At 66.8% G+C, this 14,396-nt stretch carries 13 protein-coding genes and 1 tRNA gene; 5 read left to right on the top strand and 9 right to left on the bottom strand.

Translation table 11 applies throughout. The features are described from left to right. Positions 1-4: 4 nt before the first annotated feature. Complete coding sequence (locus ACUDP5_RS09680; protein WP_445658628.1) at positions 5-1,030, bottom strand: LacI family DNA-binding transcriptional regulator; 1,026 nt, start codon at positions 1,028-1,030, stop codon at positions 5-7. A 133-nt stretch (positions 1,031-1,163) separates the two neighbouring features. On the opposite strand from ACUDP5_RS09680, the gene ACUDP5_RS09675 reads away from it, so the two are divergent. From ACUDP5_RS09675 to ACUDP5_RS09660, 4 genes are all read left to right on the top strand, one after another. Next, entirely contained in the window at positions 1,164-1,706 is a 543-nt protein-coding gene (locus ACUDP5_RS09675; RefSeq protein WP_263914757.1) for a TRAP transporter small permease, read from the top strand. A 44-nt stretch (positions 1,707-1,750) separates the two neighbouring features. Further along, positions 1,751-3,031, top strand: coding sequence for a TRAP transporter large permease subunit (locus ACUDP5_RS09670; protein ID WP_263914756.1), 1,281 nt, complete (start codon positions 1,751-1,753; stop codon positions 3,029-3,031). Between the two features lie 57 nt (positions 3,032-3,088). Then, positions 3,089-4,105: a TRAP transporter substrate-binding protein gene (locus ACUDP5_RS09665; protein WP_445658627.1), complete on the top strand. Its 1,017-nt coding sequence runs from the start codon at positions 3,089-3,091 to the stop codon at positions 4,103-4,105. A 70-nt stretch (positions 4,106-4,175) separates the two neighbouring features. Next, the gene (locus ACUDP5_RS09660) at positions 4,176-5,957 is read left to right on the top strand and encodes a dihydroxy-acid dehydratase family protein (RefSeq protein ID WP_263914754.1); all 1,782 of its coding nucleotides are present in this window, start codon (positions 4,176-4,178) and stop codon (positions 5,955-5,957) included. Positions 5,958-6,038: 81 nt separating this feature from the next. Here the strand turns inward: ACUDP5_RS09660 and ACUDP5_RS09655 are convergent, their stop codons facing one another. From ACUDP5_RS09655 to ACUDP5_RS09645, 3 genes are all read right to left on the bottom strand, one after another. Continuing rightward, the gene (locus ACUDP5_RS09655) at positions 6,039-6,986 is read right to left on the bottom strand and encodes an alpha/beta hydrolase (protein WP_025135326.1); all 948 of its coding nucleotides are present in this window, start codon (positions 6,984-6,986) and stop codon (positions 6,039-6,041) included. A gap of 178 nt (positions 6,987-7,164) precedes the next feature. Then, a complete protein-coding gene (locus ACUDP5_RS09650; protein ID WP_263914753.1) occupies positions 7,165-7,584 on the bottom strand; it encodes a YbaN family protein in 420 nt (139 codons plus the stop codon). Between the two features lie 53 nt (positions 7,585-7,637). Then, entirely contained in the window at positions 7,638-8,345 is a 708-nt protein-coding gene (locus tag ACUDP5_RS09645; protein WP_263914752.1) for a hypothetical protein, read from the bottom strand. 147 nt (positions 8,346-8,492) lie between these two features. On the opposite strand from ACUDP5_RS09645, the gene ACUDP5_RS09640 reads away from it, so the two are divergent. Further along, on the top strand, positions 8,493-9,029 hold the full coding sequence (locus tag ACUDP5_RS09640; protein WP_445658626.1) for a phosphonate degradation HD-domain oxygenase: 537 nt from the start codon (positions 8,493-8,495) through the stop codon (positions 9,027-9,029). 217 nt (positions 9,030-9,246) lie between these two features. Here ACUDP5_RS09640 and ACUDP5_RS09635 read toward each other — a convergent pair. The 5 genes from ACUDP5_RS09635 to ACUDP5_RS09615 form a co-directional block, all read right to left on the bottom strand. Continuing rightward, positions 9,247-9,323, bottom strand: a tRNA-Val gene (locus ACUDP5_RS09635). A 177-nt stretch (positions 9,324-9,500) separates the two neighbouring features. Then, a complete protein-coding gene (locus ACUDP5_RS09630) occupies positions 9,501-10,163 on the bottom strand; it encodes a phosphoribosylanthranilate isomerase (RefSeq protein WP_445658625.1) in 663 nt (220 codons plus the stop codon). A gap of 128 nt (positions 10,164-10,291) precedes the next feature. Then, entirely contained in the window at positions 10,292-11,389 is a 1,098-nt protein-coding gene (locus tag ACUDP5_RS09625) for an ABC transporter substrate-binding protein (protein ID WP_263914748.1), read from the bottom strand. Between the two features lie 34 nt (positions 11,390-11,423). Further along, entirely contained in the window at positions 11,424-12,257 is an 834-nt protein-coding gene (gene truA / locus ACUDP5_RS09620) for a tRNA pseudouridine(38-40) synthase TruA (protein ID WP_263914747.1), read from the bottom strand. A gap of 3 nt (positions 12,258-12,260) precedes the next feature. After that, positions 12,261-14,192 (bottom strand): type IV pilus assembly protein FimV, encoded by a 1,932-nt coding sequence (locus ACUDP5_RS09615; protein ID WP_445658624.1) that lies wholly within the window; start codon positions 14,190-14,192, stop codon positions 12,261-12,263. Between the last annotated feature and the right edge of the window lie 204 nt (positions 14,193-14,396).

Below are 14,396 nucleotides of genomic sequence, written 5' to 3'. Positions count from 1 at the left end.
GGAATCAGGTGGTTTCGCGCTGGACCAGGGTGAAGCCCAGGTCCACGTGGCGCTGCGCGATGTCCTGCCCCTCCAGTTGCCGCAGCAGCAGTTGCGCGGCCTCCCGGCCGATCTCGTAGCGCGGTGTGGCGATGGTGGACAAGGGCGGCGTGGTCCAGGCCGTGCCCGCCAGATCGTGAAACCCCACGATCGCAATCTGCGTCGGCACGCTCACTCCCAGGCGCCCGCACTGGAACACCGCCCCCTGGGCCAGGTCGTCATTGCAGAAGAACACCGCATCGCAATCGGGATGTGTCGCCCGCAGGCGCTGCAACAGCGTCGCGCCCAGGCCAATGGAGGATTTCTCCGGCGTCATGATTTCCAGTGACGGATCGTACAGGCCGGCATCGCGCAGCGCCTGGCGGCCGCCTTCGCAGCGGCGCAGCGAACGCGGGTCCAGCTGCGCGCCGACGATGGCGATGCGCCGGTACCCCCGGTCCACCAGGTGCCGGCAGGCCGCATACCCCGAATCGGCCTGCGAGAAGCCGACGCTCATGCCGTCCTCGCCAGCCAGGGTTTCGATCGTGTGCACGGTGGGCATGCCCTGCACCCGCAGCAGATCCCACACGCCCGGGTTGTGGTCGATGCCGGTCAGGATCAGCCCGTCCGGCAGATGCTGCAGATACTTGCGCAGCAGCGCTTCCTCGGCGTCGGGCGAATAGCCGGTCACGCCGATCAGCAGATGGTAGCCCTGCGCGTCCAGCGCGTCCTTGATGCCCGTGATGATGTCGATGAACACCACGTTGCTGAGCGAAGGAATCAGCACCACGATGGTCTGTGACCGCGACGACGCCAGCGCACTGGCCGCGTGATTGGGCACGTAGCCCAGTTCCTGGCAGACCTGGGCGATGCGCAGGCGCAAGCCCTCGGCCACCTTGTCGGGCGTGCGCAACGCGCGCGACACCGTGATCGCGCTGACCCCGGCGCGGTCCGCGACCTGTTGCATGGTCACCCGCCCGGCTCGGGTGCTGCGCGGCTTTCGGATGGACATCGATCTTTCTGACCCAGTTGGCGAGCCCGTAGTCTGACGCAAACCGGGGGGCTTGCCAAACCAAAAATGTTAGCGCTAACATCAGCTTCGCAAGACCTCATAAAAATCCGGAAAACGGAAACTGGAGACAAGCATGCAAGGTTCCCCCAAGGGGCGGCCCGGCGGTACACCGCTGGCCCGCGCCGCAGACTGGTGCGCCCGCCTGCAGACGTGGCTGATGGTCGCCTGCCTGGCCGTGATGGTGGTGCTGCTGTTCGGCAACGTCGCCCTGCGCTATCTGTTCAATTCCGGCATCAACGCGTCCGACGAAGTGTCACGCCTGGCGTTCGTCTGGATGATCTTCCTGGGCTCGGTGCTGGCGCTGCGCGATCACCAGCACATCGGCGTCACGATGCTGGTCGACCGCTTCGGCCCGGCCGCCCGGCGCGTGTCGCACATCTTCTGTCAGTTGCTGGTGCTGTGGGTGCTGTGGCTGATGGCCGAAGGCAGCTGGGTGCAGACCGTGATCGGGCTGGACACCCGCCTGCCCGTCACGGGGATGTCGCTGGCCGTCTTCAACGCCGCAGCGCTGTATGCCGCCGTCCTCATGGGCCTGCTGACCCTGGTCGACCTGGTGCGCGTGCTGGCCGGCGGGCCCTTGCCGGCGGAATCCAGCCCTGAAGACCCGTCGGTCTGATCCGCCCCCCTCCCCCTTCCCGCCATCCCGCCCGGACCCGCGCCATGATCCTGACCGTCTTCCTGCTCGTGCTGCTGGGGCTGATCGCCCTGGGCATGCCGATTGCCTTCGCGTTGCTGCTCAGCGCGATCGCCATGATGTTCCAGCTCGATTTCTTCGATACGCAGATCCTGGCGCAGAACATGCTGTCGGGCGCCAACAGCTTCACGCTGATGGCCGTGCCGCTCTTCATGCTGGCCGGCGAACTGATGAACGCCGGCGGCATCTCACGCCGTATCGTCAACCTGGCCAGCATGTTCGTGGGCCACATCCAGGGAGGCCTGGGCTACGTGGCGATCTTCGCCAGCGTGCTGCTGGCGGCGCTGTCGGGCTCGGCCGTGGCGGACGCCGCCGCGCTCGGCTCCCTGTTGATCCCCATGCTGCGCGAAAAGGGCTACGACGCCGGCCAGGCCTCGGGCCTCATCGCCGCTGGCGGCATTATCGCGCCCATCATTCCGCCGTCCATTTCCTTCATCATCTTCGGCGTCGCCACCAACGTCTCCATCACCAAACTGTTCTTCGCCGGCATCGCGCCCGGGCTGATGATGGGCCTGACGCTGGTGGCGGTATGGACCTGGGTGGCGCGCAAGCATGGCGCCATCAAGCCCGCGCCGCGCCAGCCGTGGCCGGCCCGCCTGCGCGCCCTGCGCGAGTCGGCCTGGGCGCTGATGCTGCCGGTCATCATCATCGGCGGCCTGCGCGGCGGCATCTTCACCCCGACCGAGGCTGCGGTGGTCGCCGCCGTGTACGCGCTGCTGGTCAGCCTGTTCGTCTACCGCGAGATCGGCGTGCGCCACCTGCTGCCGCTGTTCATCAATGCGGCGCGCACCACCGCCATCGTCATGTTCCTGGTGGCCGCCGCCATGGTCTCGTCGTACATGATCACCCTGGCCGATATGCCGCAGGACCTGATCGCGCTGCTGGACCCGGTGCTGGACCAGCCCAAGCTGCTGATGTTCGCCCTGCTGGTGCTGCTGACGCTGGTGGGCACCGTCATGGACCTGACGCCCACCATCCTGATCCTGGCGCCGGTGCTGATGCCCGTCGTCACCAAAGCCGGTATCGATCCCGTCTACTTCGGCGTCATGTTCGTCATGGTCGGCTGCGTGGGCCTGTTGACGCCGCCGGTCGGCACGGTGCTGAACGTGGTCTGCGGCGTTGCCCGCATCAATATGGAAACCATCTGCAGGGGCGTGTGGCGCTACGTCGTGGCCTACACGCTGCTGCTGGTCCTGCTGGTGATCTTCCCCGAGCTGATCACCGTTCCCGCAAGCTGGATGCACTAGGCCTGCGGCCCCCCGGCGCATGCCCGCGCCCACTACAAGAAGCCAAGGAGGAACACCATGTACAAGCCTTTGAAGACCCGTCTCGTCGTACTGGCCGCCGCGCTGTCCTGCGCATTCGCCGGCATCGCGGCCGCCGCCGACGTCAAGCCGCGGCTCATCCGCTTCGGCTACGGCCTGAACGAAGAAAGCGTCCAGGGCCGCGCCGCCCGTTTCCTGGCGCAGGAGCTGGAGAAGATCAGCGACGGCAAGCTCAAGATGAAGACGTTCGGCTCGGCCAACCTGGGATCGGACGAACAGATGCAGGGCGCGCTGGCCGGCGGCGCGCAGGAAATGATGGTCGGTTCCACGGCGCCGCTGGCCGGCATGGTCAAGGAATTCGGCGTCTTCGACCTGCCATTCCTGTTCAACAGTGAAAAAGAGGCCGACGCCGTGCTTGACGGCCAGCTGGGGCAGGACCTGCTCAAGAAGCTGGAAGCCAAAGGCCTGGTCGGCCTGGTGTACTGGGAAAACGGCTTTCGCAACATGACCAATTCGAAACGCCCCATCGTGCGCGCCGAAGACATGCAGGGCATCAAGCTGCGCGTGATGCAGAACCAGATCGCGCTGGGCGTGTTCAACACGCTGGGCGCCAACGCCGTGCCCATGCCGTTCTCGGAACTGTTCACCGCGCTGGAAACCCGCACGGTGGACGGCCAGGAGAACCCCATCACCACCATCCAGAGCAGCAAGTTCTACGAAGTGCAGCCCTACCTGACGATCACCCGCCACGTCTACACGCCCTGGGTAGTCCTGGCGTCCAAGAAATGGTGGGACAAGCTCTCACCCGACGAACAGCGCCTGGTGCGCCAGGCCGCCGAGGCCTCGCGCGATTTCGAGCGCAAGGACAGCCGGGCGGATTCGCTGAAGGCCATGGGCACGCTGGAGCAGGCCGGCATGAAGATCAACACCGTATCGCCCGAAGAAGTGGCCCGCATGCGGGAAAAAGTGCAGCCCGTGGTCGACAAGTACACGCAGGAGCTCGGGCCGGGCCTGATCCAGCAACTGAACGCGGAAATCAGCAAGGCGCGCAACTAGCCCCGCAGGGCAATCTGACTTGCGGCGCGCCCGCCGCGCCGCAAGCCCCCGAAGCACACGAGACGCATCCATGACCGACACTCCCCGCAAGCTGCGCAGCCAGAAATGGTTCGACGACCCCGCCCATGCCGACATGACGGCCATCTACGTCGAGCGCTACCTGAACTACGGCCTGACCCGCGAGGAACTGCAATCCGGGCGCCCCATCATCGGCATCGCCCAGACGGGCAGCGACCTGGCGCCGTGCAACCGCCATCACCTGGCCCTGGCCGAGCGCATCAAGGCCGGCATCCGCGACGCGGGCGGCATTCCCATGGAATTCCCGGTGCATCCGCTGGCCGAGCAGGGCCGCCGCCCGACGGCGGCGCTGGATCGCAACCTGGCCTACCTGGGCCTGGTCGAGATCCTGCACGGCTATCCGCTGGACGGCGTGGTGCTCACCACCGGCTGCGACAAGACCACGCCCGCCTGCCTGATGGCGGCCGCCACCGTCGACATTCCCGCCATCGTGCTGTCCGGCGGCCCCATGCTGGACGGCTGGCACGATGGCCAGCGGGTGGGCTCGGGCACCGTCATCTGGCACGCGCGCAACCTGATGGCCGCCGGCAAGCTGGACTACGAAGGCTTCATGACCCTCGCCACGGCGTCGTCGCCATCGGTGGGTCACTGCAACACCATGGGCACCGCGCTGTCCATGAACTCGCTGGCTGAAGCGCTGGGCATGTCGCTGCCCACCTGCGCCAGCATTCCCGCCCCCTACCGTGAACGCGGCCAGATGGCCTACGCCACCGGCCTGCGCATCTGCGACATGGTGCGCGAAGACCTGCGGCCATCGCACATCCTGACGCGGCAGGCCTTTGAAAACGCCATCGTGGTCGCGTCCGCCCTGGGCGCCTCCAGCAATTGCCCGCCCCATTTGATCGCCATGGCGCGCCACGCCGGCATCGACCTCAGCCTGGACGACTGGCAGCGCCTGGGCGAAGACGTGCCGCTGCTGGTGAACTGCGTGCCGGCCGGCGAGCACCTGGGCGAAGGCTTTCACCGCGCCGGCGGCGTGCCGGCCGTGCTGCATGAATTGCTGGCCGCCGGCCGCCTGCATGGCGACTGCCCGACGGTGTCCGGCAAGACCATCGGCGATATCGCCGCCGGCGCCAAGACCCGCGATGCCGACGTCATCCGCAGCTGCGCCGCGCCGCTCAAGCACCGTGCCGGCTTCATCGTGCTGTCGGGCAACTTCTTCGACAGCGCCGTCATCAAGATGTCGGTGGTGGGCGAAGCATTCCGCCGCACCTACCTGTCGACCGAGGGCGACGAAAACGCCTTCGAGGCCCGCGCCATCGTGTTCGACGGACCCGAGGACTACCACGCCCGCATCGAAGACCCGTCGCTGGAGATCGACGAACACTGCATCCTGGTCATTCGCGGCGCCGGCACCGTGGGCTACCCCGGCAGCGCCGAAGTCGTGAACATGGCGCCCCCTTCGCACCTGATCAAGCGCGGCATCGACTCGCTGCCCTGCCTGGGCGATGGCCGCCAGAGCGGTACGTCGGGCAGCCCGTCCATCCTGAACATGTCGCCCGAAGCCGCCGTGGGCGGCGGGCTGGCGCTGCTGCGCACCGGCGACCGGATACGGGTCGACCTGAACCAGCGCAGCGTCATCGCGCTGGTGGACGATGCCGAGATGGAACGGCGCCGCCAGGCCCCCGGCTACCAGCCCCCCGCCTCGCAAACCCCTTGGCAAGCGCTGTACCGCCAGTTGGTAGGCCAACTATCCACCGGCGGCTGCCTGGAGCCGGCCACGCTCTACCTGAAGGTGGTGGAAACGCGGGGCGACCCCCGGCACTCGCACTAGGCCCGCCCGGGCCACGCGCTGCGGGTCGGGCCTTGGCAGTCAGGCTTTGACGTCCTGGCGCCAGGGATCACGCGGTGGGGATCACGCCTTGAAGAACTGATTGAACGCCGCCCATTTGGCGAACAGCTCGGGCCAGGCCTGTACCAGCGAACCCGGCTTGCCCATGCCCCAGCCGTGCTTGCCGGCCGCGAAGATGTGCATCTCGGCCGGCACGCCCAGGCGGCGCAGCGCCCCGAACATCAGCAGGCTGTTGTCTACCGGCGAAATCGGATCGTCCTGTGCCTGCGCCAGGAACGTGGGCGGCATCTGCGCCGTGACCAGGTGGTCCACCGAAAACGCCGCGCTTTCCTCGGCCGTGGGATGCTCGCCAACGATCTCCCGACGCGCATGGGTGTGGTCGAACGGCGGCATGAACGTCAGCACGGGATAGATCAGCGCCGCGAAGTCCGGCCGCGAAGACTGCTTGTCGGTCTCGTCCAGTAGCGGGTAGCGGGCCACGCCCGGCGTGGCCGCCGTGATGCCGGCCAGATGCCCGCCCGCGGAAAACCCCATCACGCCGATATGGCCGGTATCGAGGCCGAATTCCTGGGCCGAGGCGCGGATCACCCGCATCGCACGCTGTCCATCCTGCAGGGGCGCCACCGCCGGCCAATGCTCGCCCGGCAGGCGATACACCAGCTCAAACGCCGTCACCCCTTGCGATTGCAGCCACAGGCAGGCCGGCGTGCTTTCCGTGCCGCGTTCGATGTGGGCATAGCCGCCGCCGGCAATCACCAGCATGGCCGTACCGTTGGGACGTTCGGGCCGGTAGACCACCAGGCGCGGCCGCGACACCTGCGTGACCGAACCCTTGGCGCTGACCTTCTCGGCCTCTTTCGGGCCGGGCCCGCCCGGGGCCCGGTTGCCCGGCCACAGATCAAGGGTGGGTTGGCCCGTGGGCGCGGCAATCGCCATCGCCGGCTCGGTCATCAGCCCCAGCGCGGCGCTGGACAGGCCGGCAAACAGGAGTTCTCGTCGTTTGATATGCATAAATCGTCCTCGCGGGCCGGAATGCCAGGCGGACGAAGCGGCCGCCGGACCAGGCCTGCCAACAAAGGCCATGGCCGCGCTGCAGGCAATTTAAGCAGAGATTCGCAGGCCCGGCGGCGACAAAATGGACACGCCCGTTTCGGTGCGTTACGCGTGGCGTGCAGCGTTCAAGCAGGCGTCAGGCGCGTGGCGCGGGATCGTTCGGCCGCGCCACGGATTGTTCCGCCGGATCAAGAGGCTTCGGGCTCGGCCGGCTCAAGACATAGGCAGCGCTTGCCAGGAAAAACACGCCCACGCCCAGCGCCAGCCAGAACGACGGATGTGCGCCCCACCAGAACAGGCCATACCCCACCGCCATGCCCAACGACGCGTACAGCTTGCCCTTGCGCGACACCGCGCCCTGCTCGCGCCAGGCGCGCAGCGACGGACCGTAAGTGGGGCTGTCCAGCAGCCAGCGCTCAAGCCGCGGCGACGAGCGCGAAAAGCAGCCCACCGCCAGAATCAGGAAAATCGTGGTCGGCATCACCGGCAGGAAAGCGCCGATCACGCCCAACGCCAGCATCACGCAACCCAGGATCAGCCAAAGTGCTCTCATCATGATGGGGTGCAGGATAACGCAGTTGCAAGACGGCGCCGCGAATCACCTGACGGTCAAGTCGGCTCCGGCATTTTCTCGCGCAGCATCTGCAGAAAGCGTGCACCGGGTTGTCCGCCCGCCCGGCGCGCCTTGGCCACCATCGCCCAGGCATCCGCATACTGGCCGTTCCAGTAATACGCGCTGGCCCACGCGTTATACAGATAGGCCTTGTCCGGCTCGACGGCCTCGCCATTGCGGAACAAGGCGTCCGAACGCGTGATCATTGCGGCGCGTTCCGGGCCCGACAAGGTCTGGTCCGCGGCGGCACAACGTGCGGCAATACGGCCCGCATCGGCATAAATGCCCTGGAATGAAGGCGGCTTCAGGCTCAGCGCCGTCTCCATCATTTTCATGGCGTCGCAATACTTGCCCTGATCGTGCAGCACCGCGGCAAAGCCGGTATAGACCTCGGGATTATGCGTATCCATCAGCCAGGCCTGGTTGAAGCGCCGCGTCGCCATGCCGAGTTGGTCGGCCCGGTAAAACCGATACCCCTGCTCGATCCAGGCCTGCGCTGCGCGAGCGGGTGACCCAAACGCGCGGCTCGCGTCCGCCGTGAGTTTGTCGTCGGCGGCCTTGATGTCAGGGGCCGATCGATCCATGCCCCCGTACATCGGAATCTCGTCGACGCGCGACTGCGGCGCAACCGGCGCAGTCGCCAGGCAGCCGGCGAGTGACAGGGAGGCAATCAGGGGGGCAACGCGAAGGAGCAGTCTATGCATGAATCATCCCGGGTGAAGCCCAAGACTATCATCGATAGGGGCCGCGCCAGGGCGGGCAGAATCGATCTGCGCAACATGCTCTAGTCATCTAGATGTCACTGCAAAGCGCTATCGTCTCCTGCAACTTCCCAACGCCGAGGCTGCACCATGCTGACCCTGCCCACTATCGAAACCCTGTTCGCCCACCACGGCGCCGCCTACTACGGCGGCGAAGCCATCAGCCAGACCGAACACGCGCTGCAATGCGCGCAATTGGCCGAACAGGCCGGCGAATCCGAGGCCGTGATCGTCGCCGCCTTCCTGCACGACGTCGGCCACCTCATGCTGGCCGAGAGCATCACCACCGACATGCGCCACCAGGAAGTCGCCGCCGACGCCCTGGCCACGCTGTTCAGCGACGACGTCACCGCCCCCGTGCGTCTGCACGTCGCGGCCAAACGCTACCTGGGCGCGATCGAACCCGCCTACCTGGACACCCTGTCGCCCGCCTCGGTGCAGAGCCTGGCGTTGCAAGGCGGCGTATTCACCGCCGAACAAGCCGAGACGTTCGCCTGTCAGCCGCACGCGCTGGCCGCGGTGCGGCTGCGCCGGTATGACGATCTGGCGAAGGTGGTGGGATTGGATACGCCGCCGATTGCGCACTATATGGAGATGGCGCAGCGGTGTTTGCGGGTGGATGGCTGATTGCCGATCGCCAAGCGCTGGCGAATTAATCGCTACGCCCCGACATTATGTAGGCACGCCCGAAAATGTCGGATGCGTTTTAAGCGGTGCGGCGGAATCAATAATCCTTGATTCTGCATAATCTTCGCCACAAAGCAAAAAGCCGCGAAGTCTTAGACTGTCGCGGCTTTTTTGGCGGTGCTTGACTAGCTCTATCAAGCACCACTTTGCAGGAATTTGGTAGGCGGTATTGGAATCGAACCAACGACCTCCACGATGTCAACGTGGCGCTCTAACCAGCTGAGCTAACCGCCTGCAAAGAAGAAGAATTATATAGTGCTTTTTTAAACTGTGCAAATCGTCTTTTCAAACTTTTTGCTGTTTTTGTTGCGTTCCAGAGTTTTGCTCTCGCCCTACTCTTCATCTGCAACGGCCTGTCTTTTGAACGTGTTTTGCAACTTTCAAATGACTGCCAGCACTGCGCAAACCTTCTTACTTTTTCGCGTCTGCGGCGTGCACCGCAGCAACGAAGAACGAGATTCTATCAGAACTTTTTATTCCTTGCTCGACCTCGACGCCGCTGCTCACATCGACGGCCCACGGGCGCACGGATTGGACCGCGGCGGCGACGTTGTCGGGGGTCAATCCGCCGGACAGGATGAGCGGGCGCGACACGGGATCGGCCTTCACGTCGGTCAGCAGCGCGTGGTCAAAGCCGTGGCCGCTGCCGCCGTAGCCAGCGCTGTAGCTGTCGAACAGCCAGCCGGCGGCTTCGCCGTAGGCGCGGCAGCAGGACGCCAGGTCTTCGGCCGTATCCAGGCCCGGGGCGCCTGCGCGAAACGCACGCAGGTAGCGGTGGTGGTAGCGCGCGCAGTCCTGCGGGGATTCATCGCCATGGAACTGCAGCAGTTCCGGGCCGACCTGGTCCAGCACGGCCTGCACGTCCGCCGGATCGGGGTTCACGAACAGGGCCACCACGTCGACGAACGCCGGCACCGCGCGGCGCAGTTGCGCGGCGCGGGTGGGCGTCAGGCAGCGCTTGCTCTTGGGGTAGAAGACAAAGCCGATGGCGTCGACGCCGGCCGAAACGGCGGCGTCAACGTCTTCTTCGCGGGTCAGGCCGCAGATCTTGATGCGTGTGCGCATGGAATTCATTGCTTGCGTCGCCCAGCGCGACGGATGCGGCCAGTATATATAAGAGCGCCTACCTCACGCATGCCGCCGCGGGATGCGGACCGCCCGACGATCAGGCGAACTGGCAGCCCGCTGCAAGGCTGCCGGCGTCAGCCCGCCGGCTGGCCCGCCGTCGCCATGAAGTTGTCGAAGCTGCCTTCGGCCACGCGGAACCACGGGATTTCCTTGTCGCGAAAGGCCGTCATGCTCTCGTACAGCTTCTTGAACATGGGGTCTTTGGCGCTCAGTTCCTGATAGAGCTTCAGCGACGCCTCATAGGCGGCCTGCAGCATGGGCCGGGAAAAGGCCTTGAGTTGCGCGCCACGTTGCACCAGCCGGCGCAGCGCATCGGGGTTGCCGGCGTCGTACTTGGCGATCATGTTGGCGGTGGCCATGCGGCTGGCCAGGCCCAGCGCCGCCTGATAGGGCTTGGGCAGTTCGTCGTACGCGTCCTGGTTGACGTACAGCGACAGTTGCAGCGTGCCCGCCCACCAGCCGGGAAAGTAGTAGTTCCGGGCGACCTTGTAGAGCGCCAGGCTTTCGTCGTCGTACGGGCCGATCCAGGCCACGGCGTCCACCCCGCCCTGCTCCAGCGCCGCATAGGTGTCGGCGATGGGCAGGTCGACCGGTTCGGCGCCCATGCGGGCCAGCACCTGGCGGGCGAAACCGCCCGCCTTGATCTTCAGCCCGAGCAGGTCGTCCACGGATTTCACCTCGCCGCGGAACCAGCCGCCCATCTGGGCGCCGGTAAAGCCGCAGGGGAAATTCAGGATGTTGTACTTGTCGAACAGCACGCGAGTCAGGGCCAGCCCTTCGCCCTGGATCATCCACGCGTTCATCTGGCGCGTATTCAGGCCGAACGGCAGGCCGGCGTCGAAGCACAGCGCGGGATCGGTATCGAAAAAGCGCGTGGAGGCGGTATGGCCGCATTCGACGATGCGATGCTGCACGGCGTCCAGCACCTGGCCGGCCTCCATGAGATCGCCGGCGGAGAAAATCTCGATATGGAACTTGCCGTCGGTGACGTCGTTGACGTAGCGGGCCACGTCTTCAGCGCCGCCAAACAAGGTGGGCGATTCATTGGGAAAGCTGGAGGCCAGCTTCCAGGATACGGTCGGGGCATCCTGCGCATAGACCGGGGCGGCGATGGCGGCCCCGCCGGCGGCGGCGCCCAGGGCGGTTCGCTTCAAAAACGCGCGGCGTTGCATGAGACTGGCCTCCTAGGTGCCGACGGCCGCCCGGCTATGGCGGATTTTCCGATGGTTGCATCGTGTGTTGCGTGAAGGGCGACAGCAAAAGCGCCCCGCCATCCAACTCGTCCAGGCCGAACTCGTCGGGGTATTCGATGGCCGACAGGTACAGGCCGTCGGGTGAAAACGTGGGCGCGCCGCGCTTGCGGTCGCGCCAGGACAGCAGCTGCGCCATCCAGTCGACGGATTCGCGGCCCTGGCCGATCTGCAGCAGCGCACCCATGATGTTGCGCACCATATGATGCAGGAAAGCGTTGGCCCGAAGCGTAAACACTAGAAACGGACCGCGCTCTTCGATGTCGAGCCGGTGCATGACGCGCACCGGATGCTTGGCCTGGCACTGCGACGAACGAAAGCTGGAGAAATCGTGTTCCCCCAGCAAGGCGCGTGCGGCCGCGCGCATGGCATCGACGTCCAGCGGCTGATAGCACCACCCTGCCCGGCCTGCCCACAGCGCCGGGCGCACCCGACCCCGCCACAGCAGATAGACGTACGTACGGGCCCGGGCGGAAAAGCGGGCATGGAAGTCATCCGACACCGGCTTGGCCCATTGCACGGAAATGCTGGGGGGCAGGAAGGCATTGACGCCCCGCACCCAGGATTCCATGCGTCGGTCCAGGGGAGTATCCAAATGGATGACCTGCATCGCCCCGTGCACGCCGGTGTCGGTGCGGCCGGCGCAAATGGTGGCCACCGGTTCCGTTACGTCGCAGAAGCGCGCCAGCGCGGCCTCCAATGTGTCTTGCACCGTTTGCCGGTGCGGCTGGGTTTGCCAACCCTGCCAGGCGGAGCCGTCGTAGGCCAGCCCCATTGCAACTCTGGACATCTGTCAGACCCGTGGACCGCCGACCCGGCGCGGTTCGTCCGTGGGCGGTTCGTCCAGGTCGAGATTGATCGAATCGAGCTTGCGGTTCAGCGCTGCGGTATCCAGCGCGGGCTCGTTGTAGGCGTAGGTTTCCTCGTCGTCGTCGCCACGGCGCGCGCCCGCGCGACGCAGCACCCAGGCGATGGCGAACGCGATCAGCGCCAGCACGGCGGTGACGATCACCAGAAGATTGTCGGCCAACCAGGCCGGCATGGAAGAAGTCAAATCCTTGTCCTTGTCGTTGCTTGCCGCCGCATCCGCGGCGGCCTTGTCTTGTGTGGCGGCGGCCGTGGGTGCCGTCGCGCCGGGCGTACCGGCCGCGCCCGGGCTGCCGGGTGCGCCTGCGGCGCCCGGCGTGCCCGATGCACCGGCAACGCCGGGCGTTCCGGCGGCGCCTGCGGCGCCTGCCGCGCCCGTTGCGCCCGTTGCGCCCTGCGCACCCGATTTTCCTGCCGATCCCGCTGCGCCAGGCGCACCGGTCGAGCCTGCGGCGCCGGAGGCGCCCTGTGTTCCTGCTGCCCCGGTCGTGCCCGTGGCCCCAGCGGCACCCGCCGCGCCTTGCGTACCCGCAGCGCCGGTTGCACCCGCGGTTCCCGTCGTGCCTGTGGTGCCCGCGGCCCCCGGCGTACCCGCTGCCCCGCTGGCCCCCGCCGCGCCGGCGCCTCCCGACGCACCCGATGATCCGCTGGCCCCCGCGGCGCCGGCAGCGCCCGGCGTACCCGATGCCCCGGGAACTCCCGGGGCGCCGGGAGTTCCCGGTGTAGCGGACGCCCCTGCCCCGCCTGTGGCACCCGCAGCGCCCGGTTTACCCGATCCGCCCGCTGCGCCATCGGCCCCGGACGCCCCCGTTCCCGATGCGCCCTGCCCGGCCACGGCCTTGTTCAATTCGTCGACGTTGCTCTGCAACTGGTTGACGCGGCCCTCGGCATCGGCAATGGCGCGCTGGTTGGAGGTGCGCTGATCCGCCTGCGCTTCGGCCTGCGCCGCCGCGCCGCCCGCGGCTTGCCCGGAAGACAGGCGTACGCGATCTTGGGGCGGCGATGCGGTCGCGACGCCGGAATCGCCAGGCCGGGCCACCGTGCCGGAAGACGCGTCCTGCCCCTTGACCACCGACGGGTTCGCGCCCGCCGCGGCGCCGATGCGGGCGCGATAGCGGGCAAAGGCTTCGGCGTGTTCGTTGAAAATGCGACGGGCTTCGGCGGGGTCCACGGCCCGCACGGTCGCGGCGTCGGGGATCGTGAGCGTCTGGCCGGCGCGCACCAGGTTCATGTTGTTCTGGATGAAGGCTTCAGGGTTGGCGCGCCACAGCGCCACCAGCATCTGGTAGACCGAGGCGTTGGGCACCGCGTTGCGCTGGGCGATGGCGAACAGGTTGTCGCCCGACTTGACGTTGACGCTGCCCGCGCTGCCGCCCGTGCGGCCCGGCGTGCCCACGGCCGCCGGCGTGACGTCGGCCCCCGCGCCGCGCAGGGGCACCAGGATGCTGACCTGCACCTGCCGTTGGCCCGAACTGGAACTGATGTCCAGCAACAGGTCGACGGCACCGCTGGCCGGCGCCTGCGCCGACCGCACCCGCAGGTTCTTGCGGGTGGCATCCATGCCATCTTCGACCCGTACCACCATGCCGGCCAAGGGCGCGGGCGGCTTCAGGCCCGCGCGTTGCCAGGCGGCCTCGTCCGCGATCGACACGCGCAACGACGACACTTCGTCGGGGGTCAGTTCCTGCAGCCCGACCAGCGCCTGAAGCGGCGCGCCCGGTGCCGAGACCACCCGCGAATGCCCCACCCGCATCGCCAGCGCCTGGCTGCTGATGCTCGCGCCCAGCGCCAAGGCGATCGCCCACTGGAGGGCCTTCAAACGGCGGGCATGCTTCACTTGGCGCGAACGCTGGGTCATAAGCTGGAATTCCGTTCTTGTAGTCGAATTACGGGCGAGGGCTTGTTCATGGCGATCTTGTGATAACAAGCCTTAATTCACCGGAAAAGTGTAATAGATGCAGCGCGTTTCACAAACCTGAAAGGCGCATCGGCGTTGGCTGGCGGGCACATTGCCCACCCCCGCGGCCGCGGCGCAAATGACAAAGGCACCCGAAGGTGCCTT

It is taken from the genome of Achromobacter sp. NCFB-sbj8-Ac1-l, from assembly GCF_052695805.1.
Note: the sequence above shows the minus strand (reverse complement) of the source record. Positions and strands in the feature narration are given on the sequence as shown.

Excerpts from the sequence above, each read along its gene's own strand:
- ACUDP5_RS09675 (WP_263914757.1), top strand. The coding sequence starts at position 1,164 with ATGCAAGGTTCCCCCAAGGGGCGGCCCGGCGGTACACCGCTGGCCCGC.
- ACUDP5_RS09680 (WP_445658628.1), bottom strand. The coding sequence starts at position 1,030 with ATGTCCATCCGAAAGCCGCGCAGCACCCGAGCCGGGCGGGTGACCATG.
- ACUDP5_RS09615 (WP_445658624.1), bottom strand. The coding sequence starts at position 14,192 with ATGACCCAGCGTTCGCGCCAAGTGAAGCATGCCCGCCGTTTGAAGGCC.
- ACUDP5_RS09640 (WP_445658626.1), top strand. The coding sequence starts at position 8,493 with ATGCTGACCCTGCCCACTATCGAAACCCTGTTCGCCCACCACGGCGCC.
- ACUDP5_RS09665 (WP_445658627.1), top strand. The coding sequence starts at position 3,089 with ATGTACAAGCCTTTGAAGACCCGTCTCGTCGTACTGGCCGCCGCGCTG.
- truA (WP_263914747.1), bottom strand. The coding sequence starts at position 12,257 with ATGTCCAGAGTTGCAATGGGGCTGGCCTACGACGGCTCCGCCTGGCAG.
- ACUDP5_RS09645 (WP_263914752.1), bottom strand. The coding sequence starts at position 8,345 with ATGCATAGACTGCTCCTTCGCGTTGCCCCCCTGATTGCCTCCCTGTCA.
- ACUDP5_RS09670 (WP_263914756.1), top strand. The coding sequence starts at position 1,751 with ATGATCCTGACCGTCTTCCTGCTCGTGCTGCTGGGGCTGATCGCCCTG.
- ACUDP5_RS09660 (WP_263914754.1), top strand. The coding sequence starts at position 4,176 with ATGACCGACACTCCCCGCAAGCTGCGCAGCCAGAAATGGTTCGACGAC.
- ACUDP5_RS09630 (WP_445658625.1), bottom strand. The coding sequence starts at position 10,163 with ATGAATTCCATGCGCACACGCATCAAGATCTGCGGCCTGACCCGCGAA.
- ACUDP5_RS09650 (WP_263914753.1), bottom strand. The coding sequence starts at position 7,584 with ATGATGAGAGCACTTTGGCTGATCCTGGGTTGCGTGATGCTGGCGTTG.
- ACUDP5_RS09625 (WP_263914748.1), bottom strand. The coding sequence starts at position 11,389 with ATGCAACGCCGCGCGTTTTTGAAGCGAACCGCCCTGGGCGCCGCCGCC.
- ACUDP5_RS09655 (WP_025135326.1), bottom strand. The coding sequence starts at position 6,986 with ATGCATATCAAACGACGAGAACTCCTGTTTGCCGGCCTGTCCAGCGCC.